The organism is Parvibaculum sp., assembly GCF_045863935.1.
GTDB lineage: Bacteria > Pseudomonadota > Alphaproteobacteria > Parvibaculales > Parvibaculaceae > Parvibaculum.
In genome coordinates this window covers 28,041-51,837 of record NZ_BTVP01000021.1, presented here as the reverse complement: position 1 = coordinate 51,837, position 23,797 = coordinate 28,041, and the positions used below count along the sequence as shown (strand labels likewise).

General features: G+C 63.0%; 27 protein-coding genes. 13 read left to right on the top strand and 14 right to left on the bottom strand.

The genetic code is table 11. The features are described 5' to 3' along the window. The first annotated feature begins 140 nt into the window (after positions 1 to 140). The gene (locus ACKUUH_RS10560) at positions 141 to 836 is read left to right on the top strand and encodes a transporter substrate-binding domain-containing protein (RefSeq protein ID WP_407949878.1); all 696 of its coding nucleotides are present in this window, start codon (positions 141 to 143) and stop codon (positions 834 to 836) included. Between the two features lie 138 nt (positions 837 to 974). Here the strand turns inward: ACKUUH_RS10560 and ACKUUH_RS10555 are convergent, their stop codons facing one another. The 3 genes from ACKUUH_RS10555 to ACKUUH_RS10545 are packed head-to-tail and all read right to left on the bottom strand — an operon-like array spanning position 975 to position 2,775. Further along, positions 975 to 1,403 carry a PaaI family thioesterase gene (locus tag ACKUUH_RS10555; protein ID WP_407949877.1) on the bottom strand — a complete coding sequence of 143 codons (429 nt, stop codon included), beginning with the start codon at positions 1,401 to 1,403 and terminating at the stop codon, positions 975 to 977. Between the two features lie 11 nt (positions 1,404 to 1,414). Next, positions 1,415 to 2,284 (bottom strand): oxaloacetate decarboxylase, encoded by an 870-nt coding sequence (locus tag ACKUUH_RS10550; protein ID WP_407949876.1) that lies wholly within the window; start codon positions 2,282 to 2,284, stop codon positions 1,415 to 1,417. Then, the gene (locus tag ACKUUH_RS10545; RefSeq protein ID WP_407949875.1) at positions 2,281 to 2,775 is read right to left on the bottom strand and encodes a MarR family winged helix-turn-helix transcriptional regulator; all 495 of its coding nucleotides are present in this window, start codon (positions 2,773 to 2,775) and stop codon (positions 2,281 to 2,283) included. The genes ACKUUH_RS10550 and ACKUUH_RS10545 overlap by 4 nt, the downstream gene beginning before the upstream one ends. A gap of 97 nt (positions 2,776 to 2,872) precedes the next feature. Here ACKUUH_RS10545 and ACKUUH_RS10540 point away from each other — a divergent pair, with 97 nt between their 5' ends. From ACKUUH_RS10540 to ACKUUH_RS10530, 3 genes are all read left to right on the top strand, one after another. Further along, complete coding sequence (locus ACKUUH_RS10540; RefSeq protein WP_407949874.1) at positions 2,873 to 3,517, top strand: carboxymuconolactone decarboxylase family protein; 645 nt, start codon at positions 2,873 to 2,875, stop codon at positions 3,515 to 3,517. Between the two features lie 3 nt (positions 3,518 to 3,520). Beyond that, on the top strand, positions 3,521 to 4,048 hold the full coding sequence (locus ACKUUH_RS10535) for a VOC family protein (protein WP_407949873.1): 528 nt from the start codon (positions 3,521 to 3,523) through the stop codon (positions 4,046 to 4,048). Positions 4,049 to 4,117: 69 nt separating this feature from the next. After that, a complete protein-coding gene (locus ACKUUH_RS10530) occupies positions 4,118 to 4,891 on the top strand; it encodes a hypothetical protein (protein WP_407949872.1) in 774 nt (257 codons plus the stop codon). Positions 4,892 to 5,226: 335 nt separating this feature from the next. Here the strand turns inward: ACKUUH_RS10530 and ACKUUH_RS10525 are convergent, their stop codons facing one another. Together ACKUUH_RS10525 and ACKUUH_RS10520 are read right to left on the bottom strand one after the other, a co-directional pair. Then, positions 5,227 to 6,858, bottom strand: a complete 1,632-nt coding sequence (locus ACKUUH_RS10525) for a hypothetical protein (protein WP_407949871.1) — start codon at positions 6,856 to 6,858, stop codon at positions 5,227 to 5,229. 367 nt (positions 6,859 to 7,225) lie between these two features. Continuing rightward, on the bottom strand, positions 7,226 to 7,849 hold the full coding sequence (locus ACKUUH_RS10520) for a cupin domain-containing protein (protein ID WP_407949870.1): 624 nt from the start codon (positions 7,847 to 7,849) through the stop codon (positions 7,226 to 7,228). A 105-nt stretch (positions 7,850 to 7,954) separates the two neighbouring features. Between ACKUUH_RS10520 and ACKUUH_RS10515 the strand changes: the two genes are divergently transcribed. Both ACKUUH_RS10515 and ACKUUH_RS10510 read left to right on the top strand, forming a co-directional pair. Continuing rightward, positions 7,955 to 9,280 carry an aspartate aminotransferase family protein gene (locus tag ACKUUH_RS10515; RefSeq protein ID WP_407949869.1) on the top strand — a complete coding sequence of 442 codons (1,326 nt, stop codon included), beginning with the start codon at positions 7,955 to 7,957 and terminating at the stop codon, positions 9,278 to 9,280. Positions 9,281 to 10,085: 805 nt separating this feature from the next. Continuing rightward, entirely contained in the window at positions 10,086 to 11,312 is a 1,227-nt protein-coding gene (locus tag ACKUUH_RS10510) for a Fic family protein (protein WP_407949868.1), read from the top strand. 458 nt (positions 11,313 to 11,770) lie between these two features. On the opposite strand, the gene ACKUUH_RS10505 is transcribed toward ACKUUH_RS10510, so the two are convergent. Then, complete coding sequence (locus tag ACKUUH_RS10505; protein WP_407949867.1) at positions 11,771 to 12,217, bottom strand: pseudoazurin; 447 nt, start codon at positions 12,215 to 12,217, stop codon at positions 11,771 to 11,773. 89 nt (positions 12,218 to 12,306) lie between these two features. Continuing rightward, positions 12,307 to 13,374, bottom strand: coding sequence for a copper-containing nitrite reductase (gene nirK / locus ACKUUH_RS10500; protein WP_407949866.1), 1,068 nt, complete (start codon positions 13,372 to 13,374; stop codon positions 12,307 to 12,309). Between the two features lie 150 nt (positions 13,375 to 13,524). Here nirK and ACKUUH_RS10495 point away from each other — a divergent pair, with 150 nt between their 5' ends. From ACKUUH_RS10495 to ACKUUH_RS10480, 4 genes are all read left to right on the top strand, one after another. Next, complete coding sequence (locus ACKUUH_RS10495; protein ID WP_407949865.1) at positions 13,525 to 14,217, top strand: Crp/Fnr family transcriptional regulator; 693 nt, start codon at positions 13,525 to 13,527, stop codon at positions 14,215 to 14,217. Between the two features lie 81 nt (positions 14,218 to 14,298). After that, positions 14,299 to 14,526 (top strand): DUF1858 domain-containing protein, encoded by a 228-nt coding sequence (locus ACKUUH_RS10490; RefSeq protein WP_407949864.1) that lies wholly within the window; start codon positions 14,299 to 14,301, stop codon positions 14,524 to 14,526. After that, on the top strand, positions 14,523 to 15,725 hold the full coding sequence (locus ACKUUH_RS10485; protein WP_407949863.1) for an NnrS family protein: 1,203 nt from the start codon (positions 14,523 to 14,525) through the stop codon (positions 15,723 to 15,725). The genes ACKUUH_RS10490 and ACKUUH_RS10485 overlap by 4 nt, the downstream gene beginning before the upstream one ends. Positions 15,726 to 15,841: 116 nt before the next feature. Then, positions 15,842 to 16,039: a hypothetical protein gene (locus tag ACKUUH_RS10480; RefSeq protein ID WP_407949862.1), complete on the top strand. Its 198-nt coding sequence runs from the start codon at positions 15,842 to 15,844 to the stop codon at positions 16,037 to 16,039. Positions 16,040 to 16,111: 72 nt separating this feature from the next. On the opposite strand, the gene ACKUUH_RS10475 is transcribed toward ACKUUH_RS10480, so the two are convergent. Beyond that, the gene (locus ACKUUH_RS10475) at positions 16,112 to 16,531 is read right to left on the bottom strand and encodes a winged helix-turn-helix transcriptional regulator (protein WP_407949861.1); all 420 of its coding nucleotides are present in this window, start codon (positions 16,529 to 16,531) and stop codon (positions 16,112 to 16,114) included. Between the two features lie 149 nt (positions 16,532 to 16,680). On the opposite strand from ACKUUH_RS10475, the gene gstA reads away from it, so the two are divergent. After that, positions 16,681 to 17,301 (top strand): glutathione transferase GstA, encoded by a 621-nt coding sequence (gene gstA, locus ACKUUH_RS10470; protein ID WP_407949860.1) that lies wholly within the window; start codon positions 16,681 to 16,683, stop codon positions 17,299 to 17,301. 53 nt (positions 17,302 to 17,354) lie between these two features. After that, the gene (locus ACKUUH_RS10465) at positions 17,355 to 18,050 is read left to right on the top strand and encodes a cupin domain-containing protein (RefSeq protein ID WP_407949859.1); all 696 of its coding nucleotides are present in this window, start codon (positions 17,355 to 17,357) and stop codon (positions 18,048 to 18,050) included. Between the two features lie 3 nt (positions 18,051 to 18,053). On the opposite strand, the gene ACKUUH_RS10460 is transcribed toward ACKUUH_RS10465, so the two are convergent. The 6 genes from ACKUUH_RS10460 to ACKUUH_RS10435 form a co-directional block, all read right to left on the bottom strand. Next, positions 18,054 to 19,370: an alkyl sulfatase dimerization domain-containing protein gene (locus tag ACKUUH_RS10460; RefSeq protein WP_407949858.1), complete on the bottom strand. Its 1,317-nt coding sequence runs from the start codon at positions 19,368 to 19,370 to the stop codon at positions 18,054 to 18,056. 146 nt (positions 19,371 to 19,516) lie between these two features. Further along, a complete protein-coding gene (locus ACKUUH_RS10455) occupies positions 19,517 to 19,804 on the bottom strand; it encodes a BrnA antitoxin family protein (RefSeq protein WP_407949857.1) in 288 nt (95 codons plus the stop codon). After that, positions 19,758 to 20,066 (bottom strand): BrnT family toxin, encoded by a 309-nt coding sequence (locus tag ACKUUH_RS10450; RefSeq protein WP_407949856.1) that lies wholly within the window; start codon positions 20,064 to 20,066, stop codon positions 19,758 to 19,760. The genes ACKUUH_RS10455 and ACKUUH_RS10450 overlap by 47 nt, the downstream gene beginning before the upstream one ends. Positions 20,067 to 20,339: 273 nt before the next feature. After that, entirely contained in the window at positions 20,340 to 21,191 is an 852-nt protein-coding gene (locus tag ACKUUH_RS10445; RefSeq protein ID WP_407949855.1) for an SDR family oxidoreductase, read from the bottom strand. Positions 21,192 to 21,380: 189 nt separating this feature from the next. Beyond that, a complete protein-coding gene (locus ACKUUH_RS10440; protein ID WP_407949854.1) occupies positions 21,381 to 21,836 on the bottom strand; it encodes an N-acetyltransferase family protein in 456 nt (151 codons plus the stop codon). A 53-nt stretch (positions 21,837 to 21,889) separates the two neighbouring features. After that, positions 21,890 to 22,654 carry an SDR family oxidoreductase gene (locus tag ACKUUH_RS10435; protein WP_407949853.1) on the bottom strand — a complete coding sequence of 255 codons (765 nt, stop codon included), beginning with the start codon at positions 22,652 to 22,654 and terminating at the stop codon, positions 21,890 to 21,892. Positions 22,655 to 22,892: 238 nt separating this feature from the next. Between ACKUUH_RS10435 and ACKUUH_RS10430 the strand changes: the two genes are divergently transcribed. Further along, positions 22,893 to 23,564 carry an OmpA family protein gene (locus ACKUUH_RS10430; protein ID WP_407949886.1) on the top strand — a complete coding sequence of 224 codons (672 nt, stop codon included), beginning with the start codon at positions 22,893 to 22,895 and terminating at the stop codon, positions 23,562 to 23,564. Positions 23,565 to 23,797 lie beyond the last annotated feature (233 nt).

Sequence of the window (23,797 nt, the reverse complement as noted above, 5' to 3'; positions counted from 1 at the left end):
CCGGTCCCTTAACAGTCCAGTAAAGGCGCGGCTTTCCGGAAGGCCCCTTCCCCGCCTATTATCCGCGCATGTGCCGCCTCCTCACCGCCCTTTTCCTGGCCTTTCTCCTCGCCGTCCCCGCCCATGCCGGGGAGAGCCCCGTGCTCGACCGGATCGAGGCATCGGGCGAGCTGCGCGCCGGCCTCACCGGCGACTACAAGCCCTTTTCCTGGGAGGCGCCGGAGGACCGTTTCGAGGGCCTTGATGTCGACATGGCCAAGGCGCTGGCCGAAGAGCTCGGCGTCCGGCTCGTCATCGTCCGGACGAGCTGGCCGACGCTCATGGATGACCTCAAGGCGGGCAAATACGACATCGGCATGGGCGGCATCTCGGTCACGGAGGAGCGGAAGGCCGACGCCCTCTTCTCGATACCGCTGCTGACCGACGGCAAGGCCCCCATCGCCCGCTGCGAGGACGCAAAGCGGTTTCAGACGCTGGCGGAGATCGATCGCGAAGGCGTCACCGTCATCGTCAATCCGGGCGGCACCAACGAAAAATTCGCCCGCGCCAATATCACCCGCGCGACGCTCCTCCTCCACAAGGACAATGCGACGATCTTCGAGGAGATCGCGGCGGGCCGCGCCGACGTGATGATCACCGACGCCATCGAAACCCGGATCGTCGCGCGCGAATATGACGGGCTCTGCGCGGTGAACCCGGACGCGCCCTTCACGCAGTCCGAGAAGGCCTATCTGCTGCCGAGGGACGGGGCATGGAAGACCCGTATCGACGCATGGCTCGCGCAGATGGAAGAGAGCGGCGGGAAGGTGGAGATTTTCGAGAAGTGGGTGGAGTGAACTCTCATCCTCTCCCCAAAATCAAAGTGTCACCCGGCGAAAGCCGGGGTCCGTCTGACTCAACGAATGCGCCGAAAGGTCCATGGATTCCGGCTTTCGCCGGAATGACATTGTTTATTTTAGACCTGAAAACCTTCCTCACGCCGCGATAATCCGCTCCACCGCGCGCGCCTTCAGCGCCAGTTTTCCGTCACCGTTCGTGAAGACAGCTTCCACATAGGCTTGCGTTTTCGAGACGTTCAGCACATGCCCCTCGCAGGCGAGCACGCCTTCCGTCACCGGACGGAAGAAATGCATCTGCAAATCCACCGTCGTGAAGTTCTGGTCGTCCTTCAGCATGGTCATCAGCGCGAAGGAGCAGGTCTGGTCGGCGAGCGTGGCGAGATAGCCGCCGAACACGGCGACGGGGTTCATGTAGGCGGGATCGACCGGCCAGTCGTAGCGGATGCGGCCCGGCTCCAGCACGGTCAGCTTCCCCGCATAGAGATTGAGCGCCGTCACATGCGGCGGCGCCTTCTCCATCTCGCCCTTCTCGATCCGCTTCAGAATATTCCCCCAGCTCGGCATACCGTCTCCGTCTACTTCTCTGTGTCCCGGGTTATCGCTGCGGCATCGGCGAGCATCTCGCCGAGCCCGATCAATTCATTGTAGCGCTGAAAGGTGACGCGCGGCTCGCTCGCGGGCAAGCCCTCGCCTTTCAGCAGCGTCTCGTAAACGCCTTCGAGCCGCGCGGTGACGGCGAGCAATGCCGACACCGGAAAGAGCGCGATCTTGAATCCCAATTCTTCCAGCCGCGCCGCGCCGAGATAAGGCGTCTTGCCGTCCTCCACGATATTGGTGACCAAGGCCACACCCTTGAATGTCTCGGCGACCTTCCGCAATTCGCCCTCGCCCTGCGGCGCCTCGATGAAGAGAATGTCCGCACCCGCTTTCAAAAACGCCTCGCCGCGCCTGAGCGCCTCGTCGAGATCATGCGTCGCGCGCGCATCGGTGCGCGCCATCACCTTGAAGCTCTTGCTGTCGCGCGCTTCCGCCGCGGCGCGGATCTTCGCCGCCGCTTCCTCGATGGCCACGACTTCCTTGCCTTCCATATGGCCGCAGCGTTTCGGGAAAACCTGATCCTCGATCTGGATGCAGGCCGCGCCCGCCGCTTCATAGGCGCGTGTCAGCCGCGCCGCATTGAGCGGCCCGCCATGCCCGTTGTCGCCATCGGCGATCAACGGCACCGGCGAACACGCGCCCGCAATCGCGCGCACGCGCTCGCTCATTTCCGCGGCACTCACCAGCCCGATATCAGGCAGGCCGAAGCTCGCTCCCGACACGCCGAAGCCCGTCATGTAGACGACGCGCGCGCCCGCCTTCGCGGCAAGCTTCGCCGACAGCGCATCATAGGCACCGGGGGCGACAAGAATGCCCGGCCCCGCCAGGCGTTCATCGAGGCTCGTCATGCTTTCTTCTTCTTTCCTGCCGCTGCATTTCTTCGCGCCGTCCGCTTTCCCACCACAGGCGCCTCTCCCCAGTCCGCGCTGACGATCCGCGCGAGATCGCTCACCGTCTTCGTGCCCAGCCGCGCCTCGAGTTCCGCCTCGAGCGTCAGCACGATCTCGAGCGCTTCCTGCCTCATCTCCGCCCCCTCCGGCGCAAAGCTCACCAGCTTGCAGCGCGCATCTTCCGGGTCCGGCGCCATATAGATGAGTCCCTTTTGCTCCAGTTCGCGCAAGGCCGTGTTTACGGATTGCCGCGTCACGCCCAGCAGCCGCGCAAGCTCGCTCGGGCGGCGCATGCCGGCATGAACATAGACCATGGCCATGGATTCAAGACGGCGCACACCGCCATGTCCGCGCGCATCGAGGCTCTTTTGCAGCGCGCCATCGAACCAGCTGAAACGGTTGAGCAATTGCGCCATCAAAAGGCCGGGCTTTCTTTCCATGCCGGTCATTTTCTCTCTACGGGCTCTCTCCACGGGGCGGATATCCGCTTGAGTCATTCGTAAGTTTATCTTACGTTTTTCTCCGCCATGCAACGGGAGGATGAGCATGCCGAGATTGAGACAGGTCGCGAAGGCGGATGCGGACCCCTTCGCGCAACAACTCTACAAGATACTGTTCGGCGAGCGAGACCCGGTGAAGGAACCCGGCACGGCGACAGGCACGCCGGGCAACTGGTGGACCGTCTTCGCACTGGTGCCGGACGCCTTCAAGCACACGACCGAAGGTTTCCAGTTCTACCGCAGCCCCAACCGCAAGCTCGATCCGAAGCTGCGCGAGCTCGGCCAGATACGTGCGGGCTACGCGCGCGGCTCGCAATTCGTGTTCTCGCAGCATTGCAAGGCCTGCCGCGACGTCGGCCTCTCGGAAGAACAGATCGAGGCGATCCCGCATTGGCAGATCGCCGACTGCTACGCTCCCGTCGAGCGCGCGCTTCTCGCCTATACCGATTGCCTGGTGCTGCAGGGCGGCCGCGTGCCGGAGGCGATCTTCGATGCGATGAAGAAGCATATGTCGGACGAAGAAATTCTCGAATTCACCTACATCACCGCGACCTACGACATGCACGCCACGATGTCGCGCGCGCTCAGGCTCGAATATGACGACATGGACGAGCGCGTCGTCGAGATTGCGGCGCCCACGGGCAACTCCAACGACGTGATGAGCATGGTCGACAAGCAAGGGAAGGATTGAACGATGGGCTATCATCATCTGGCGCTTGCCGCGCGCGACATGAAGGCAATCCATAATTTCTATGAAGGGATCATGGGCTTCGAGCTCGTGAAGGTCGAAGTCGGCCCCGCGCCGGAAGGCGGCTGGGCGAAGCACTTCTTCTACCGCATGGAAGACGACTCGAAGTTCATCGCCTTCTGGGAGATGCACGACATTCCCGGCACGAAAAATTTCGAGACGAACCTCTCGAAGGCGGCCGGCGTGCCCGACCACATCAACCACATCTCCTTCGACGTGAAGGACAAGGCCGATCTCGACCGCCGCCGCCAGCAATGGCTCGATGCCGGGCTCGACGTGCTGGAGATCGACCACAACTGGTGTCACTCCGTCTACACGAAGGACCCGAACGGGAATTTCGTCGAGTTTTGCCTCACCACCGGCGCCTTCAGCGCCGCCGACCGCGACGCAGCGCTTGCCGCCCTCACCGCGGAGAAGCCGGATTTCTCGAAGCCCCCGGCCAATGTGCAATTCCACAAGCCGAAAGCGGCGTAGGACGAGTCTTCTTCCCCCTTGGAGGGTACGGACTTTGCCAGCCAAGCCTACAGGTAGTATCAACTAGCCATGGACTGGCAGCTTGTCACCGGCGCGGTTATAGCGGCGCTATTCTTCCTCCTACAATTCGTGGTTAAGCACATGCCACGCTCTGTAGCTTGGGCAGGCATTGTCGCGGGGGGTTTGGTCATGGTCTGGAGTCTTTGGCCCAATCGAGATGTAATCCCGATTGGACCGGCCGTTCTGTTCATCGCTAGCATTGCCGGCCTTGTTGCGTCGGTCATTTGGTATTTCGAATTGCCAAGCCATCGACCTCAGCCCACTGCAGTGGAAACCCAAGCTCCCGCGCCGATCATCTTCGCCCAAGGCGGGAAAGGCGGAGATGCAATAGCTAGCAATGGCGGCGTTGCTTACGCCGGACCTGGCGGCAGTGTCGCGATCGGCGGTCAGGGCATCGGCGGAAAAGGCGGCGATGCGACAGCGGAGGTCGCCAATGTCGAATCAGCCGGCGGCGCTGGCGGATCGGTCGGCTCTGATAAGTATTGGCCACACCCTGCAAAAAGCGGTTATGAAACGATGATGCTTGCCAAGGGGCTTCCGGTAGACCCAGCCATGCGCCCATATGGGCGTGGGGGCGCTGTCTCCGGATACGAACCCAAGCTCGAAATCGTAAACTCGCTTAGGGGTAAATACTTTGCATCGGAAGGCCTGTCGCCCAGATCATATTTCGAGGATATCAATGCAGTGTCGGCTGAATACCTGAACTCTGAACTTGAAAAAATGGGCGAGCCGTGGCGGGTCAAAATCGTCGATTCGGACGAGTACGACTTCTACATCCCTTAGCGATCAGACAAGGTTTTGCACCGTTTTGTTAAACTGGACTTCAGCTTCGTCGCGGAAGTCACTTGTTTCGTCGTAACGACGATCCCCACGGCGATCTACCTCGCCGTGGTGAAGCCGGGGTGAGGCTTCCCTACAATCGTCATTGCGAGGAGCGGCAACGCCGCGACGCGGCAATCCAGGGGCCGCTTGCTCAGTGTTTGCCGCCCCTGGATTGCTTCGCTTCGCTCGCAATGACGGTGTTGGTTGAACGCTTGGCACAGATATGCGACCAGCCCCGTGGGAGGGTGATCGAGGCGGCAGACGCAGGTTCGTATGGCTGAACGGCGCAGGCCCCCTCAGAACGACAGGCTGATCTTCCCCGTCACCGTGTAGTTCGCGGCGCCCGCCTGACCGATATCGGCGACGCCCGCCGCCACCTTCATATTCAGAAGGTCGGCCAGCGTCCTCATGGCCATGCCGGTTTCGATATCGCCGGTGAAGTCGTCATCCGCCCTGATCGTGGCGCCGGCCATGTCGCGCTCGGCGCGGTCGAAGGTCCAGTGCGTCTCGAGATTCGCGTAAGGCCGCATCGCGGAAAGGAGGGCGGAGTCCGGCACGTCATAGGTAAAGCCGTTGCGCCAGGTCGCGCGGCCGCGCGAGCGGACCTCGCCATGGGCGGAGGGGGATGCGAGCGCCAAACGGTTGAGGCTCACCTCGCCCGCAGGTTTGAATTGCAAATCGCCGAAGCGCCACGCCCCCTCGAGACTTGCGCCGGATTGAAGGCTCGTGCCGCGATAATCGGCGCTGTAGCGCGCGCCCTGCACCCGGTCCGACCGTGTGCCGGCGCCAGCGAAAGCGCGCAAGCTCAGATGTTCGGTCAGGCCGTGGGTCACGAAAGGCGAGACATAGATCGACTCAGCGCCCCAGCCGGTCGACGTGTCGCGCCAGGACCGGCCCCAGCTGACGGCCGTACCGATCTTCGTCGTTTCGTCGAGCGGCCAGGCAGCGCCTCCCGAAACCACCAGCCGATGCTCCGCGCCGTCGAGCGTCCAGGCGCCGCTCGTCTCGCTCCATATCTGCATCTCTTCAGGCAGAAGCGGACGGGTCTCGCCGAGCAACATGCTCTCGGCATAGCCGGTCGCGATGCGCGCGAAGGGAATGACGCTGTCGCTGCCTTCGACCGCATCCTCTTCGCGGCGGGGCGCGCCTTGCGGGATTGCGAAGCGCTCGGCGATACGGCGCCGGTCCGCGTCCTCGAGCCTCAGGGGGCTTTCCTTCCGCACGTGGCGGCGGTCGAGTGCCGCCATCTCCTCATCCGAGACCCAGCCCGTGCGGATGCGCTGCGGCGCTTCCGGCGCGGCGCCGGGCGGCGGCAGGGTTCGGCTCAGCACAGCGAGATAGCGCGCCGACTGTTCGGCGGTGATTTTCTTCTCTGCCCGCAGCGTTCGCGCGGCGGCAACCTGCCAGCTATGAACGATGCGGCGGATGTAGCGCAGCGCATAGGCGCGGCGCGCTGCCGTGCTCCTCACGCCCGGCGGCTCAGCGCGCGTTACCGCGGGCCGCATCGTGTCGTAGCCTGCGCGCCACCCCTCCTTCAGCGCCCGGCGGCGCGCCTCCTCGAAAAGGCCGACAGGAAGCCCCATGCTTGCAGCGGCCGGACCCGGCTGACAGCGCGGGCAATCGGCCCGTGCCGCGAGCGCCGCGACCGTGAGACCCGCGATCTCGTGGAGATCGGGCAAGGGCGGCAGCGGCGCGCGGCGAGGCGATGCAAGCAAGGTGGAGACGGATGGCGGCTTCGGGCGGTTCGCGGGTGCGCCGTTCAGCAGCTTTTCATGCGCTTCCAGCACCGCGAAGTGATCGGCGAAGATCGCACCGTCCGGCGGGCCCTCGAAGCCGGCGCGCGCGGGCGCCGCCGGCCGCCCCATGAGCAGCCCGCAGACAAGCGCAAAGCCGGCGACGGCGCGCAAACGCCGCTCGGAGTTCGCCATGACGCGATCCTCGGCATCGTCGTTTTCGGGTCGGTCCGGCTCGATTTTCGATGATTGTGCAGAAGTCCCGCCCTCTGCCCCGGTACCGCCGTCAATTTACAGACGGGCAGGGTTAACAGGAAATGAAAACATCGGTGCGGGCGGCTGAGGAGGTGCGTTTCGGGATCATTTTCACCTGCGGCTGCCACACACATTCCATAAGACGATGATCGTCTGTATACGAATGTTTTCGCAGGGCGCCGGTTACGGAAATTATCCCCCGCTTCTTATCCCCGCTCGTTGAAGATATTGAACGGCGGCCGGTTTTTGTGACGTTCTGATGACATTTCGATGACGGCGGTGCTGCTTTATCCCCGCTTTGCCTGCCTCAGAAGCTTGGCGGCGTGCAGGCCGAAACGAGCACGCAATCGATGGTGCCGGGGTTGCGGAAGCGGTGGGGAAGGCGCGAGTCGAAGTAATAGGCATCGCCCGCAACGAGGCGGCGGGCCTCGCCGCCGACGGTGAGTTCGAGGACGCCGGAGATGACGATGCCGCATTCCTCGCCGGCATGGGAGAGCATCTCCTCGCCCGTATCGGCGCCTGGCGTGTAGCGCTCATGCATCATCTGGATCGCACGGCCGCGCGTGTCCCGTCCGACGAGGCGGAAGGAAACGTCGCCGCCCGCAATCTCGCGCAGTTCCTTCGCCTCGTAGAAGACCCTTGAGCGCGGCTTGAGGTCTAGCGTCAGGAAGTCGGCAATGGACATCGGGAAGCCGTCCAGCACCTTTTTCAGGGAGCCGATGGAGGGGCTGATGCGGTTCTGCTCGATGAGCGAAATCGTGCCGTTGGTCACGCCCGCCCGCTTCGCCAGCTCGCGCTGCGACAGGCCGTGCATCTTGCGCAACTCGCGCAGGCGCGTGCCAATATCGGGGCTTGCCTCGCCACCCTCGGGCTTCTCCTTGCCCTCGGCGGCGGGCGCCGAGCGGTGCGCGCGTCTGAAGTCCCCTGCCATTTGTCTAGAATACTAAACGCCTTCAGTGAAGTCACGCAGGAGAATGCTTGCTTTCGGCGCGGCGCGGACTTTCAATCGCAGAAATTATTAAACGGAGACTTTCCCATGAGCGCCGCTGCGACGCCGAACGACCTCGAATCCTTCTGGCTGCCCTTCACGCCGAACCGCCAGTTCAAACGCGAACCGCGGATCGTCTCGCGGGCGAAGGACATGTATTATTACAAGCCCGACGGGACGGCCGTGCTCGATGCGACGGCGGGCCTGTGGTGCTCCAATGCCGGGCATTGCCGCGAGCCCATCGTGAGGGCGATCCAGGAGCAGGCAGGCGAACTCGATTTCGCGCCTTCCTTCCAGTTCGGCCATCCGAAGGTCTTCGAACTCGCAAGCCGCATTGCCGAGCTCGCGCCGGGCGACCTCGATCATGTGTTCTTCTGCAATTCGGGATCGGAAGCCGCCGACACGGCACTGAAAATGGCGATCGCCTATCACCGCGCAAACGGCGAAGGCACGCGCACGCGCCTCATCGGCCGCGAGCGCGGCTATCACGGCGTCGGCTTCGGCGGCATTTCGGTGGGCGGCATGGTTGCCAACCGCAAGTTCTACGGACCGCTGCTCGCCGGCACCGACCACCTGCCGCATACGTATAATCGCGCCGAACAGGCCTTCACGGTGGGCGAGCCCGAATGGGGCGCGCATCTCGCCGATGAATTGCAGCGCCTGGTCGACCTCCACGACGCATCGACCATCGCCGCCGTGATCGTCGAGCCGATGGCGGGATCGACGGGCGTGCTGCCGCCGCCGAAGGGTTATCTCAAGCGCCTGCGCGAACTCTGCGACAAGCACGGCATCCTTCTGATTTTCGACGAAGTCATCACGGGCTTCGGACGGCTCGGCCATGCCACCGCGTCGGAACGCTTCGGCGTGACGCCGGACATCATGACCTTCGCGAAGGGGGTCACGTCGGGCACGGTGCCGATGGGCGGCTGCGTGGTGCGCAAGCATATCTACGAGGCCTATCAGACGGGCGCCGATCACGCGATCGACCTCTTCCATGGCTACACCTATTCCGGTCATCCGCTTGCCGCCGCAGCGGCACTTGCAACGCTCGACCTCTATCGCGACGAAAAGCTCTTCGAACGTTCGCGCAAGATGGAACCCGTGATCGCAAACGCGGCCATGAGCCTCAAGGATCACAGCCTCGTGCAGGACATCCGCACCATCGGCTTCGTGGCCGCCTTCGACCTCGCCCCCGTCGAAGGGCTTCCCGGCAAGCGCGGCTTCGACGCCATGCGCGTCGCCTTCCATGAGGAGAACATGATGGTCCGCGTCTCGGGCGACACCATCGCTTTTTCACCTCCCCTCATCGCCGAGGAAAAGCACATCGACGAGGCCTTCGACAAGTTCCGCCGGACGCTCGACAAGGTGTCGTAGACTATTATTCTCTATACGGATCGAATGGACGGGGACAGGGCAACTTGTTCCCGTTTTTCGTGGATAAGTCGCGGCGACTGTCACGCGAATGTCACCAGACTGTCACAAATCGCACGGTTATCCCCCGGACGTGATTTGTCCCCGGTTCAGGGTGCGCGCTTCCCGGCGCGATTTGCCGGACGGGCAGCCTCCTGCCGGGAGAGGTCTTCGGCCTTATCCCCGCCCCGCTTGAGGACAAGGCAACGCTCTCTTGTTCCCATGTTCCACCGTCCGCGATCATGCGCCACTCGCGCGCAAGCGGGGACAAATCGCGGCGAGTGTCATGTGAATGTCATCGAACCGTCACATTCGGCGCGCTTGTCCCCGGGTGTTTAAAATATTGTGAAATCCCCGGATGGGGACAAGACCGGAAAAATCAGATGCGCGGCGCACGGGGCGGCATGTCCGCCGGATGCGCGGATAGGGGGCGCGACCTCCCGCCACAGGGGCCGGGAGAGGGTATGGCGCGACCATCTCCTTCTCGTGCCCTCTGATGGACCGAGCCACCTCTCTCCGCCCAACGACCCCGCACTTCAACCCTCCTGACTTCGGGCCAGGAGGTCTTTTTTCGCGGCAGCTTTAATCCGAAGCTACGAAAGCTGGCCGCAGATAATCCCCATGGAGATCAACCGCTTGTAGATTTCGAAAGCTTGATCACAACCTAGAGCAAGGCATCATCCACTGGGACATTTTTGTGGACTTTTTGTCGCTCTATATTTATAACCCAATGATAATAAAGAAATTTTTTATTTTCTGAGGAGACATCGTGGAGTACAAAAGAACGCATCCATGGATCACCTTCTCGCTGGAACTTGGGCGAGCACCGGCGCCGCTCTGGATTGCTCTTGGAGAAGCAAAATCGAAGTGCCAACACCTTTTGGGAGTCCCTCTGAAACCTCGCCTCGCCGAAAAGCTGCATGAGATTTATTTGGCACGAGGAGCGCTCGCAACAGCCGCGATTGAAGGCAATACGCTTACGGAAAACGAAGCCATCGCTATTGTTCGGAAAGAAAGCTCTCTTCCGAAGTCCCAAGCTTATCTAGAGAAAGAAATCGCGAACATCCTAGAGGCCTCAAACAGAATCCTCGACCAGGTCGAGTCTGAAGGTACAAAGCCGATCACCGCCCAAGATATTAAAGATTACAACAGAACTGTTCTCGACGGACTTGAAGTCGAGCCTTACGTGATTCCTGGCGAATGCGTAAAAACTGACATTCAAGTCGCGGGATATCATGGCGCACCATGGAGAGAATGCGACCTACTATTGGAAAAACTTTGTGAGTGGCTCAACGACAGTTTCAAAGCTGCCGATGACGACCTGATTTCGACAGGAATACTGAAGGCGATTGTCTCTCACTTATATCTTGTGTGGATACACCCCTTCGGTGATGGGAATGGCCGAACAGCGCGACTGTTGGAAGTTAGATTCTTGATGGAAGCTGGGGTTCCATCGGTCGCCGGCCATCTACTTAGCAACTTCTACAACAAGACGCGCACCGAGTATTATCGCCAACTCAAGATTGCATCGGCAAACGGAGGGGACCCTATCGCCTTCCTCAGATATGCAGTGGACGGATTTGTTGACGGGCTACGCGAGCAGCTTCGAGTAATCAAAGTTCAGCAATGGCACGTTTCTTGGCAAAACTATGTGTACGAACTATTTGACGGCCAAAATGGCATTCCCGACAAGCGCCAATTAAAACTTGTTTTAGCATTGAGTAGAACCGAAGGGGAGCTTCCGAAGAATGAACTTCGTCGTCTCACCCCAGAACTTGCGGAAGCCTATGCTGGAAAAACCGGCAAAACAATTACGCGCGACCTGAATCGGCTGGAAGAAATGGGACTAGTGGAACGCACAGGGAGCGGGTACCGAGCGGCAGCAGAAATGATACTTGCGTTCCTTCCAAGAGCAAAAAAGGGAAGCGTCGAACGACAATTGCGTGAAACGGCTTTCCTTGCAGATGAGTCCAACCAACTTACGCTTGAATTCTGATAGTGGCTCATTCGGCGACACCGCTCTTCCAGGAGACGATTGCCTTTCTAGTGCCCTCTGATGAACCGGCCACCCTTCCCCTAAAGCGGCCCAACAGGGGGTGCCCCGCCTGAAAATCTATTGGGTTTTCGTTCCCAAGGTGAGGCACGGGGATCGTCGCCGTATGCGAATGCCGCAATCCGCGACCTCCCGCCGCAGGGGGAGCCTCTTGGCGGGGGTGAAGGAGACACTATCTCCTGATCGTTCCCTCTGAAGGCCTGGGTCCCTTCCCCCTCCCCCAATGGGCCCGGCCGAATTTTCACCCTCTCCCGCGAAAGCGGGAGAGGGCTTTTTCTTTTTTGGCTCCCGCGAAAGCGGGAGAGGGCTTTTTCTTTTTTGGCTCCCGCATAAGCGGGAGAGGGCTTTTTCTTTTTGGCTCCCGCGAAAGCGAGGACGGGATTTTTCGCCGGGTGGCGCAGCTACCCGGCCTCGGCCATGAGGTCGCCCATGACGGTCCTGGCCTTGCCCGGATGGGAGACCTTTGCTGCGTCGGCGAGATTTTCCGGTTCGCCCACGACCACGACACCGACCATGCCCATGGCGTAATGCGGCAGGCATTTGTAGCCGTAGATTCCTTCCTTCTCGAAGGTGACGGCGACGGCTTCGTTCATCCGGCCCTTGAAGGGCTCGGCGCCTTCGGGCGTCATGCCGCCGATGCTTTCCGCGTTGTGGCTGCGGTCGGTGGGCACGAAGGTCACCGTGTCGCCCGGCGCGACGCGCAGGAAGGCCGGCTCGAAGACCATGGCGCCCGCCTCGCCGCGATTGAGCATCTTCACCTCGAAATCCGCCGCATGAGCGGGGAGCGCTGCGAGGAGGCCGAGACCGAGCGCAGATGCGCAAATTTTATGACGTGTACGAATTTTCATTTTTCCTGTTCCTGAAAAAGGAGATCTCGCGAGCGGGACGAAACCCGCCCGCGAGCCCCCCGGAAACGCCTCACCGCAATGGCCCGGGGTCAGTGCCCGGCCATGCTGAGTTCGGCGCCGTGCGTGTCGAAGATCGCCGTGTCGGCCGGACCATCCACCGCGATCTGCGCAACGAGGCCGCGCTCCATGCGGGACAAGGCGTGGTCGACAAGGAGGTAGCGGCCCGGCACGTCGAAGGTGACTTCGGCGACCGTCGCACCGCCCGGCGCGACCGTGACGGTCTGCACGTCCTCGGAGGCGGGGCTCACGAGGGAGCCATGCGTGTAGACCTTGTCCATGATCTCGCCGATGACGTGGAAGCTCGAGGTCTTGTTCGGGCCGCCGACGCCGAAATAGATGCGCATGGTTTCGCCGACATGGGCCTTGATCGCATTGTCGCCCGTGAGCGCGCCGACCGTGCCGTTGAAGACGTAGTATTCCGGCTTTTCGTCGAGCAGCTTGTCGTAGTCGGTGAAGACTTCGCCTTTCTGGCCGTAGGCAGCCTCCGTATAGACCTCGCCCTGCATGACGTAGATTTCGCGGTCGACCTTGGGCAGGCCGCCTTCCGGCTCGACCAGGATGAGCCCGTACATGCCGGCCTGGATGTGATCGGCGACCATGGGCGTCGCACAGTGATAGACATAGATGCCGGGCTTCATGGCCTTGAAGCTGAAGGCCGTTTCATGGCCCGGCTCCGTCTGCGTCGCCACCGCGCCGCCGCCCGGCCCCGTGACGGAGTGGAAGTCGACGGAATGGAACATCATGCTGTCATCGGCATTCTTCAGCGTGACCTCCACCGTGTCGCCGACGCGGGCGCGGACGAAGGGACCGGGTACGGTGCCGTTGAACGTCCAGAAGCGGAAGGACGTGCCGTCGGCGAGCAAGGCCTCGCGCTCGATCGTCTCGAGCGCGACCTTGACGACCGCGGCATGATCGCGCGTGATGGGCGCGGGCACAGCGGAAGGATCGTGGGCGATGGATGCCAATGTGGGAGACGGGGCCGGGGCGACGGCATCCTGCGCTTCTGCGGCGACAGCGGTACCGGCGCCAAGAGAGAGACCGGCCATGAGCGCCATGGCGCTTGCCGTTCCGATGAGAGCTTGCCTGAACCTGCTCATTTGCGTTCTCCTTGACGCTGAAAGTGCGGACGCGTGCGGTCCGTCCATGCGTTGAAGATAGGAAGGTCCCCGGCGGCGCGATTTGCGCTGCAACAATTCCGGGGCGGATGATCGAAGCTCACTCACACCCGAAGGCGAGGAAGCATGGAGATGCACAGACGCGTAGAGCTCATCAGGCCGGTCGGCCTGTTCGACGGGCTCGACGAGAAGGCGCTTCATGCCGTTGCCGACGTGGCGCGCGAACAGCCTGTTTCCAAAGGAGAAAAGCTCTTCGAGCAGGGTGACGAGGCAACGCATGGCTATGCGGTTGGCTGGGGGCAGATCCGCCTCGACCAGGTGACGCCGGACGGACAGAACGTGGTGCTGCGACATATGGGCCCAGGCGACATGATCGGCGTCGTCGCCGTGCTCAGGCGCATTCCCTTTCCGGCAACGCCCGTCGCGCTCGAAGACGGGATGGTGATGAGCTGGAGCGCGGGACGGCTTTCCGACCTCATGGAGCGGTACCCTGAGATCGCGCAGAATGCGATCCGCGTGGTCGGCGGGCGCATCGAGGAATTGCAGCGGCGCCTGCAGGAAGTGGCGACGCAGCGCGTGGAACAGCGGATCGCCTCGGCGCTGCTCCGGCTGGCGAACCAGGCGGGGCGGCGCACGGAAGACGGGATCGAGATTCCCTTTGCCTTGTCGCGGCAGGACCTTGCGGAGATGACGGCAACGACGCTGCACACGGTGAGCCGCACGCTTTCGGCCTGGGACCAGGAGGGGATCGTGGACTCGCGGCGCTCCAGCCATCTCGTCATCCGCCGCCCGCACCGGCTGGTGGAAATTTCCGGGCAGGCATGAGCGCGGCATTTGCGCCTGCGCAAATCCGCCGCAGGGAGAGCCGCTAGAGTTCTCTTCAGCACGGAGCCGGAGGGACGAGAAATGACGACGAATTTTTCCGCGGATTTCACCCGCATGACGGTGGGCGACCTGTTGAGACGCTGGCCGCAGACTGTCCGGGTCTTTCTCGACTACAAGATGAATTGCCCCGCCTGTCCCATCGCGCCCTTCATGACGGTGGACGAGGCGGCCGGCGAATATGGCATCGATGCGGCGCGGCTGAAGCGCGATATCGCGCGCGCGGTCGCAGGCACGGAGTGCGTTCAATGACGGTTCAGAGCGGCGGCATACCGCGTTACCGGCGATGGGCGGGGCCGGCGGTGCTCGAACAGGGCTTCCGGCCCTTCTTCCTGCTCGCCGGATTTTATGCCGCGCTGGCGCTCGGCCTGTGGGTGAGCGCGCTTACAGGCGGCGTTGCACCGCAGAGCCTTTTTCCGCCGCTGATGTGGCATTCGCATGAAATGCTCTACGGCTTCGCGATGGCGGCGATCGCGGGCTTCATGCTCACCGCCATTCCGAACTGGACGGGCCGCATGCCGCTGCAGGGCCTGCCGCTGCTTGCGCTCGTGCTTTTGTGGAGCGCGGGGCGGATCGTGCTCTATTTTTCGGAAATGACGGGGGCCATGGCGGCGGCGGCCATCGACCTTGCCTTCCCCACCGTCTTTCTCTGCGTCGTCGCGCGCGAAATCGTGGCGGGCCGCAACTGGCGCAACCTGCCGATGACGGGCGTGCTGACGCTTCTTCTCGCGGGCAACGCGCTGATGCATGCGGAAGCGGCGGGCGCGGCGGTGCCGGCGGGAAGCGGCGCAAGGCTCGGGCTCGGCGTGATCATCCTTCTCGTCTCGCTGATCGGCGGGCGGATCGTACCGAGCTTCACGCGGAACTGGCTGGCGAAACGCGGCGAGACGAAGCTGCCGGCGAGCTTCGGCATGGCGGACCGGATGGCGCTTGGCGCGACGGCGGCGGCGATGGCCGTCTTCGTTGTCTGGCCGGACAGCACGGCGCTCGCATGGATCGCGCTTCCGGCCGCCCTCGCGCAGGCGGTGCGGCTGGCGCGCTGGCGCGGGGTCGCCACGAGTGCGGAGCCGCTCGTCCTCGTCCTGCATGCGGGCTATGCGTTCATTCCGCTCGGCCTCGCGCTGCTCGGCCTCTCCGCCATCGCCGGCGCCGTGCCGCTGACGGCGGCGCTTCATGCGTTCGGCGCGGGCGCGATCGGCACGATGATCATGGCCGTCATGACGCGCGCGACGCTCGGCCATACGGGTCACGCGCTCCATGCGGACAGGGCGACGGTCGCGCTCTATGCCGCCATCATCCTTGCGGCGCTGACGCGCATCGCCGCCGCGTTCCTGCCCGAGCTGACGATGACGTTGCTCATGATCTCCGGCGCGCTCTGGGGGGCGGGCTTTCTCGGTTTCACGGTCGTCTATGGACGCTATCTCGTGCGCCCGAGACCGGGGGGCGCCTAACGCACCGTTCACGGCGATGTGAGAGCAGTTGATTTTCAAAAGCGGTGTCCGCTCCACACCTTGCAGATGCCGGGTGGCATTCGCCGCCCGGCACGCAAACGCAACGGAGCAGAAGAATGACGCATTCAAAGCGCAGAATTACGGTGGCAGTTTTCGCGGCGGCAGTGACCGCATTGACGGGCACGGGCGCCTTCGCAAAGGACGGGAGCCCGACGCTCGACCAGGAGAGCGCCCGCAGCGCCTCCGTCTTCACCGCATCCGCCGCCGCCCCGAACGATCAAGCGCCGTCGAAGAACCGCTACAGCAAGCGCTGAACCGGTTCTTCCCCTCGGGGCGCGTGCGTATTTCGCGCCTCGAGGATCCCGGAGGCTCGTTGCGGTTCCCGCCTAACCAGCCGCGACGCGACGCCTTCCCCTAAAACTCTCGCGCGGCGGGGCGGCTGCTCCCTTCCCGCGCTTTTTCGCGCGCGTCTTCTTCAACTCCTCGCCCACTTCCGCAATCGCCTCGATCGCCGGCACGAGCCTTGCGCCGAGCGGCGTCAACTCGTATTCGACCGACGGTGGCGATGTCGGCATCACGCGGCGCGTGATCACGCCATCCTCTTCCATTTCGCGCAGACGCGTCGTCAGCACCTTGGGCGAGACGAGCGGAATGTCGCCGCGCAACTCGCTGAAGCGGCGCGGACCGCCGCGCAAATGCCAGATGACGTTCGGCGCCCAGGCGCCACCGATGATCGACATGCATTCGAGCAGCGGACAGGCACCGGGCGGGGCCGGGCTCAAATTCTTTCGCATTTTCAAGGCCATAGGCGCTCTCTCCGCGGTGATCTGGTTACCGCCGGGAAACGGGATTCTTCGGTTTCATCTGGAAATCAGATTTACAGGAGAAAGCTCACTTCGTACATCCCCCCTCGAAGCCGGCTTCGTTCGACGCAACATTCCAGGGAACCGAAAACATGAAGCTCTACTACACGCCGGGCGTCTGCTCGCAGGCGGTCCATATCGCGCTCGCCGAAATCAATGCCGACTTCACGCTTGAGAAAGTCGACCTCCAGTCGAAGAAGACCGAGAACGGCGGCGACTACCGGCAGGTGAACCCGCTCGGCTATGTGCCCGCGCTCGAACTCGACAATGGCGAGACGCTCCTCGAGGCGCCCGCGATCCTGCAATATGTCGCGGACCTGAAGCCGGACTCGAAACTTGCGCCCGCGGCCGGCACGCTCGATCGCGTGAAGCTGCAGCAGCAGTTGAACTTCACCGCATCCGAATTCCACAAATCGTTCGGTCCGTTCTTTGCGGCTGTGAAGCCGGAAGGCGCCGCGCTCGCCCAGGCGATGACGAAGCTCGAGTCGCGTTTCGACGTCGTGGATGCGCGTTTCGCCGACGGGCGTCCTTACGCGATGGGCGAGACCTTCACGGTCGTCGACACCTACATGTTCGTCGTCGCTTCGTGGACGAAGCTCATCGGCGTGAACCTCGGAAAGTGGCCGCATGTGGAGAAGTTCGTCGCGCGCGTCGCGGCGCGGCCGCGCGTGCAGCAGGTTCTGGAGCGCGAAGGGCTCTTGAACGCGGCGTGAGAACAGGCGGAGCCCGGTATCCGGGCTCCGCGCCCCAAGGGAGAACGAGAGCCATGAACATCAATGACGACTTCGCGGCGCGCGCCGCCGTTCATGCGGATGCGCTCGACTGGGTGCCCTCGCCCATGCCGGGCGTGGAGCGCAAGATGCTCGACCGCGTGGGCGGCGAGGTGGCGCGCGCGACAACCATCGTGCGCTATGCGCCGGGCAGCCATTTCTCACCGCATATCCACAGCGGCGGCGAGGAATTCATCGTGCTCGACGGCGTGTTCCAGGACGAGCACGGGAATTATCCGGCGGGCAGCTATGTGCGCAATCCGCCGACCTCGCGCCACACGCCCGGTTCGGAGCCGGGCTGCACGATCTTCGTGAAGCTCTGGCAGTTCGATCCGCGGGACCGGACGCATGTGCTCCTCAATCTCTTCGAAAAGCAGCCCGTCCCTGTAGAGGGGCAAGCGGGCGTGAACGCAACGGAGATTTTCCGCGATGCGCGGGAGACGGTGCGCGCGGAATACTGGCACCCCGGCGCGGACATTACGCGCGCAAATGAGGACGGCATGGAAATCCTCTGCCTGAAGGGCGGGTTCGAGGAAGGCGGCGAGACATTCGCGCCGCTCTCATGGTTGCGCTTGCCCGCCGGCACACCGCTCAATGCACAATCGAGCGATATCGGCGCCTTCCTCTGGATCAAGGAAGGCCACCTTCGCTTCACCGACCGGGAAATCGCCGCCGTGAAGGCGGCGTCCTGAGCATCAGAGGTCGTTCTTGCCCGCCTTCGCAGCCGACTCGCGCTCGGCCCAGCCGAAGACACCTTTCGACATGAGCGAAAGCTCGGCCTTGCGGCGCGCGCCGTAAACATTGGCGCGGGACATGTGCGCGTCGCGGTTTTCGGGTTCGGCGAGTGTTGCCGCCTCAGCGAGATGGCAGGCGAGGCGCATGTCCTCTTCCCTGCCCGTCGCGGCGAGTTCTTCGGCGCGGATGCAGAGCTTCGCGACGCCGCCCGCGAGCCGCGCGATCTCGGCCGCCACAACGGCATCCGGCGCAGGCTTCAAGCGCGAGGGATTGCCGTCGTACCAGCCGCCATAGAGGCGCCAGATATTGTGGATGATGAATTCCGGTTCGTCATAGACGGGCTTCAGATAGGGCTTGTCCATGAAATGTGCGGGCAGTTTCACGCCATGGATCAGGTCGTCGAGGCGCGCGCCGTCGTTCATCATCTGGAGCGAGCGGGAGACGAGGAATTCGAGCGCGGAGGCAATCGTGTCGAGCACGCCCGCGATGCGCGCTTTGCCGGCGATGGGCAGGCCGTGGGCCGGGAGCAGAAGCTCCGGCTCCTTCGCCGCCATTTCGCGCAGCGCTTTCGCCCATTCGAGCGGATAGCGCTGAACCTTTTGCGGGTTGCCCGCATTCGGAAAGACCCAGGTGACGAAATCGCCCGAGCAGATCGCCTTATGTTCCGGCACCCAGGCCCAGAGATGATCGTCGGTCTCGCCGATGGCGTGGCGCAGTTCGAAGCGGAGGTCGCCGGAGCGGAACTCCATGGCGTCGCGGAAGGTGACGTCGGGATCGACCCAGGGATCGGGACCGAAACGGCGGGGGCCGGGCGTCCCCTGCCCGCCCATGCGCAATTCGGCGGCGGGCGCGAACTGGCGCGCATTGATGGTGAAGTTGTAGCCGTTCGTCGCCTCGTAGCGGCGGAAGCGCGGGAGCACATTCTCGTGGCCGGTGATGCGCGGGCGCGGATGGCCCTTCTCGCAGGCCTCGCAGACGAAGGCGCCGGTGCCGCCGACATGATCGGCATGGCCATGCGTGTAGCAGATATGGGCGACGGGCTCGTCGGACCATTTGCGCAGCGACTTCAGGACGCCCTGCCCGAAGGCTTCGAGGCTCGTGTCGAAGAGGACGAGGCCGTCGCCGGTGCGGAAGGCGACGACATGGGAGAATGCCTCGATGAGGGCGATGCCGTCCGCAACCTCGGAAAGCTCCGTCGTCGGACGATTGACGAGGCCCGCGCCTTCATAGATGTCGTTGTCGATGTAGCGCGCGGAGGTCGCGAGAAGATCGGCCATGTTTCTCTCCCTTTTTGCCCATGATAGCGGGCGCGAGCGATTTGCGCCGGAGACTATTCGGGGGAGAGGTCCTGTCTACCGGGATCGGAGTGAATTTCGTGAGGCGGAATTAGTGTCGGTGCCGCACATGCAATGGCAGGCGGCGCCTATTTCTCTGCCTTGCCGACAGTTTCGACATAGGCGCGCAGGACCGCATTGATGCGGCTCTGGTAGCCCGGCCCCTGCTTCTTGAAGAAGTCGATCACCGAACGGTCGAGACGCATGGTGACCGGCTGCGCCGCCTCGGGCATCAGCATTTTTGCCGCTCTGAAGAAATCGGGCCCGAGTTCGGGAATGTCGGAATAATCGATGTCACTGTCGGGTTTCGCCTTGAGGCGCGCAAGCTCTTCATCCCGTTTGGGCTTCGACCCAGCTTTTGTACGCCTTGCGCTCATTCCTGTTGGCCTTTCGTGCGGAGACGATCCGTCTTTTCTCGCCGCGCCATGTGTAGACGACGACGATCACCACAACGCCGTCGATTTCTCCGATGGCGATGTAACGCCGCTCGACCCCGCGCACCGTCTCATAGCGGCGCGGGTCTTCGGCGAGGAGAACGGGATGCGCGAAAATCTCGACCGCCAGATCGAAGGAAAGCCCGTGCTTCTCAAGATTGGCGCGGTTTTTCCTCTCATCCCATTCGTAGTCGAATATTGTCATTTGTACGTATGATTGTCAATATAATTGATTGGATACAGACCCCTGACCGGCACCAAAAGGCTACACAAACGCAAAGCTTGGGAAGAAAGACGTGGATGGCCCGGACAAACCGGGCCATGACGGTTTGGGATGCGTTGTTCCGTTACTCGCCGCTTGAGGCGCGCTTAGCGCCGGAGGCGGCTTTGCGAAGAAAGACGCCGCTCGCGCGGCTTCTGGATTGCCGGATCAAGTCCGGCAATGACAAGAAAGAAGAAGGTCGGGCCGTATCTTCTGCTATTGCTTCTTCAGGCCCAGCATGTTGGCGATGACCTTGTCGAGCGTGGTCTTCGGCGCGAGGTTCATCAGCAGCTTTTCGGCGAGGCGGCCCTTCACCGCCGAATAGCGGATCTTGGGGTTCGGCGCCGTCAGTGCCTTGTGGATGAGGCGGCCGAGACGTTCGGCCGGATAGCCGTCGCGGCCCTGGCCGATAAAGACCTTCTGGAATTTTTCGAGGATCGGCAGATAGGGTGAGTTCGAATAGCGCGAGATGTCGACCTCCTCCGCCTTGTCCCAGATCGCCGTCTTCACCGGGCCGGGACCGATGACGACGACGCCGATGCCGAAGAGCATGAGTTCTCGGCGAAGCGCCTCCGAAAAACCTTCAACGGCGAATTTCGACGCCGCATAGGGGCCGATGAAGGGCATGGCGCGGATGCCCGCGACGGAAGAAATGTTGACGATGCGGCCCGGCGCGCCTTTCAACGACTTGTCGGCGCCGAGAAGTGGCGCGAAAGCCTGTGTGACGAGGAAGGGGCCGGTGACGTTCACATCCATCTGCTTGCGGAAGTCGTCCGGATCGACCTCGATCAAGGGGCCGGAGACGGCAATGCCCGCATTGTTGACGAGGCCGGCGAGCGTCTCGCCCTTGAGGGCGGCGCGAACTTCGCCCGCGGCCGCGCGGATCGCGGCTTCGTCCGTCACGTCGAAGATGAGGGCTGTGAAGCGCGCGCCCAGTTCGGATTTCAGGCGAGCGGCGTCGGCTTCCTTGCGGATCGAGCCGAAGACGTGAAAGCCTTTCTCCGCAAGCACCTTCGCGGCGGCATGACCGATGCCGGTGGACACGCCCGTGACGACGACGGATTTCATTTCTTCTGCCCTCTCTTCTCTATTCACCCTCCCCTCGGGGAGGGTCGAAATTTGCAGCGCGTCAGCGGAGCAAATTTCGGGGCGGGGGTAAAGCGGCTAAGAAGCCCCCCGCCCCGAGAAATTCTGCGCAAGCTTGAATTTCTCGACCCGCCCCCAGGGGCGGGTGGGAACGGAGGCAAGTGACACTTCTCACAAATCAAGGTCGTAGCGCAGCCAGTCCGTTCGCTGAGCGATTTTATCGTAGAGGGCGCGGGCGTTTGTGTTGGCGGCGCCGGTCTGCCAGTAGAGGCGGAGCCAGCCTTCGGCGCGGCCCTTGTCCGCAAGCGCCTCGATGAGCGCGCGGCCCACGCCGCGGCCCCGCGCCGCTTCGTTCACATACAAGTCTTCGAGATAGCAGACGGGTTTCGGGCTCCATGTGCCGGGATGGAGGATCGCATGGGCAAAGCCGAGCGGGCCTTGCGCGTCTTCCGCAATGAGACCGACATGGCCGGGCGCGGGCGCCACGAAGCGGGCCCATGTGCCGTCGCTCACCTCGGGCGGCAGCGAGGTTTCGTAGAAGGCGAGATAGCCCGCCCACATCTCGTCCCAGGCCGCGCGGTCGGCGGCGGCGAAGGGGCGGATGGTGATGATCTTCTGCGCACTCATTTGCCGCCCCCCTCACCCAACCCTCTCCCCGGAGGGGAGAGGGCTTTGCCAATTCACGCCGCCGTGGCGCCGCCGTCGATGACCATGGTCTGGCCGGTCATGAAGGCGCCGGCGGGGCTCGCGAGGAAGACGGCAGCGCCCGCTATCTCGTCCGGCATGCCGATGCGCTTCAGGGGCGCGCCCGCCGTCGAGCGTTCGAGGATTTCGGGATTGTCCCACAGGGCTTTCGCGAAATAGGTCTTGATGAGGCCCGGCGCGATGCAGTTCACACGCACATTGGAGGGGCCGAACTCGACCGCGAGATTGCGCGCGAGCTGCATGTCGGCTGCCTTGGAAACGCAATAGGCGCCGAGGATGGGCGAACCGCGCAGGCCGCCGATGGAGGAGATGATGGTGATGGAGCCGTCCTTGCGCTCGACCATCTGTGGCAGGACCATGTGGGCAAGCCAATGGTTCGACTTGATGTTGGCCGACATGATCTTGTCGAAGGCGTCGTCCGGCAGGTCCTTCGAGGGGCCGAAATAGGGGTTCACGGCGGCGTTGCAGACGAGGCTGTCGACCCGGCCCCATTTTTCCATCGTCTTGTCGACGAGGCGCTGCAGGTCGCCCTTGTCGGAAATGTTGCAGGGGACGGCGATGGCGCTGTCCGCGAACTTCGCGTTGATCTCGCCGGCGACCTTGTCGCAGGCGTCGCCCTTGCGGCTCGAAACGACGACCTTCGCGCCATGCTCGGCCATGCGGTGGACGATGGCCTCGCCGATGCCGCGCGTGGAGCCGGTGACGATCGCCACCTTTCCGCTCAAATCGAACAATGTCATGTGACTCCTCCTCCTTCAGGTTCTTTTTCCGGCCCCCTCACCCCTCCCGCGAGGGGCGAGCGGCCGGTTTTTCCGTGTTCAAATCGGGTTCTCGCGGGGCCGTGGCTTTGATAGGCTTGAGCGGACCAGCGGGGTATGGGGTCTTCATACACCATCGGGCCTTCAAACCACAGGCGGGACCTCTCTCGATCCGGCCCGTGATCCGGACCCGGGGCAACATCAATCGGAGCAAAAAATGCTGATGAAGAAATTTGCGATACTGGCGGTTTGCGCGAGCTTCGGGCTTGCCGCGTGCCAGACGCAGGATCCCTATACCGGCGAGCAGAAGACGAGCAAGGCCACCTATGGCGCGCTCATCGGCGCGGTGGGCGGCGCGCTCGCGGGCGGCCTGATCGGCAAGGGCGACGCCCGGGACCGGCGCGAACGGGCGCTCATCGGCGCGGGCGTCGGCGCGCTGGCGGGCGGCGGCGTCGGCTACTACATGGACAAGCAGGAAGCCGAACTCACGCAGCGGCTCAGGGCGTCGGGCGTCAGCGTGACGCGCGTCGGCAACGACATCATCCTCAACATGCCGGGCAATGTGACCTTCGCGACGAATTCGTCGGACATCAATGCCCGTTTCTACGAAGTGCTGAACTCGGTCGCGATCGTGCTCAAAGAGTACGACAAGACGCTGATCGACGTGACGGGACATACGGACTCGACGGGTTCGGACCAGTACAATCTCGAACTGTCGCAGAAGCGCGCAAGCAGCGTTGCGAACTACCTGATGGCGCAGGGACTCAACGGGACGCGATTCTACGTTGTGGGTGCGGGCGAGAGCCAGCCCATCGCGACGAACGACACGCCGGAAGGCCGCGAGCAGAACCGGCGCGTGGAAATCCGGCTCTCGCCGCTGACCACGAGCTGATTACGGATTCATCCGTAAGCGGAAGGCCCGGCAGCGATGCCGGGCCTTTTTCGTTTTTCAGCTAGCCCTCCTGCCACCCTCCCCTTCGGGGAGGGTCGAAATTTGTGAAGCGTCAGCGAAACAAATTTCGGGGCGGGGAATGGGTGTGCCTCACCCCCGCCCCGAAAAATTCTTCGCTTTTGCTCGAATTTTGTCGACCCGCCCCAGGGGCGGGTGGAAGGTGAGGCTTGCAT

Coding starts and splice junctions, on each gene's coding strand:
- ACKUUH_RS10555 (WP_407949877.1), bottom strand. CDS start 1,403: ATGCCGAGCTGGGGGAATATTCTGAAGCGGATCGAGAAGGGCGAGATG.
- ACKUUH_RS10485 (WP_407949863.1), top strand. CDS start 14,523: ATGACGGTTCAGAGCGGCGGCATACCGCGTTACCGGCGATGGGCGGGG.
- ACKUUH_RS10515 (WP_407949869.1), top strand. CDS start 7,955: ATGAGCGCCGCTGCGACGCCGAACGACCTCGAATCCTTCTGGCTGCCC.
- ACKUUH_RS10450 (WP_407949856.1), bottom strand. CDS start 20,066: ATGACAATATTCGACTACGAATGGGATGAGAGGAAAAACCGCGCCAAT.
- ACKUUH_RS10540 (WP_407949874.1), top strand. CDS start 2,873: ATGCCGAGATTGAGACAGGTCGCGAAGGCGGATGCGGACCCCTTCGCG.
- gstA (WP_407949860.1), top strand. CDS start 16,681: ATGAAGCTCTACTACACGCCGGGCGTCTGCTCGCAGGCGGTCCATATC.
- nirK (WP_407949866.1), bottom strand. CDS start 13,374: ATGAGCAGGTTCAGGCAAGCTCTCATCGGAACGGCAAGCGCCATGGCG.
- ACKUUH_RS10475 (WP_407949861.1), bottom strand. CDS start 16,531: ATGGCCTTGAAAATGCGAAAGAATTTGAGCCCGGCCCCGCCCGGTGCC.
- ACKUUH_RS10550 (WP_407949876.1), bottom strand. CDS start 2,284: ATGACGAGCCTCGATGAACGCCTGGCGGGGCCGGGCATTCTTGTCGCC.
- ACKUUH_RS10545 (WP_407949875.1), bottom strand. CDS start 2,775: ATGACCGGCATGGAAAGAAAGCCCGGCCTTTTGATGGCGCAATTGCTC.
- ACKUUH_RS10535 (WP_407949873.1), top strand. CDS start 3,521: ATGGGCTATCATCATCTGGCGCTTGCCGCGCGCGACATGAAGGCAATC.
- ACKUUH_RS10490 (WP_407949864.1), top strand. CDS start 14,299: ATGACGACGAATTTTTCCGCGGATTTCACCCGCATGACGGTGGGCGAC.
- ACKUUH_RS10495 (WP_407949865.1), top strand. CDS start 13,525: ATGCACAGACGCGTAGAGCTCATCAGGCCGGTCGGCCTGTTCGACGGG.
- ACKUUH_RS10445 (WP_407949855.1), bottom strand. CDS start 21,191: ATGAAATCCGTCGTCGTCACGGGCGTGTCCACCGGCATCGGTCATGCC.
- ACKUUH_RS10480 (WP_407949862.1), top strand. CDS start 15,842: ATGACGCATTCAAAGCGCAGAATTACGGTGGCAGTTTTCGCGGCGGCA.
- ACKUUH_RS10455 (WP_407949857.1), bottom strand. CDS start 19,804: ATGAGCGCAAGGCGTACAAAAGCTGGGTCGAAGCCCAAACGGGATGAA.
- ACKUUH_RS10505 (WP_407949867.1), bottom strand. CDS start 12,217: ATGAAAATTCGTACACGTCATAAAATTTGCGCATCTGCGCTCGGTCTC.
- ACKUUH_RS10530 (WP_407949872.1), top strand. CDS start 4,118: ATGGACTGGCAGCTTGTCACCGGCGCGGTTATAGCGGCGCTATTCTTC.
- ACKUUH_RS10460 (WP_407949858.1), bottom strand. CDS start 19,370: ATGGCCGATCTTCTCGCGACCTCCGCGCGCTACATCGACAACGACATC.
- ACKUUH_RS10525 (WP_407949871.1), bottom strand. CDS start 6,858: ATGGCGAACTCCGAGCGGCGTTTGCGCGCCGTCGCCGGCTTTGCGCTT.
- ACKUUH_RS10465 (WP_407949859.1), top strand. CDS start 17,355: ATGAACATCAATGACGACTTCGCGGCGCGCGCCGCCGTTCATGCGGAT.
- ACKUUH_RS10440 (WP_407949854.1), bottom strand. CDS start 21,836: ATGAGTGCGCAGAAGATCATCACCATCCGCCCCTTCGCCGCCGCCGAC.
- ACKUUH_RS10520 (WP_407949870.1), bottom strand. CDS start 7,849: ATGGCAGGGGACTTCAGACGCGCGCACCGCTCGGCGCCCGCCGCCGAG.
- ACKUUH_RS10435 (WP_407949853.1), bottom strand. CDS start 22,654: ATGACATTGTTCGATTTGAGCGGAAAGGTGGCGATCGTCACCGGCTCC.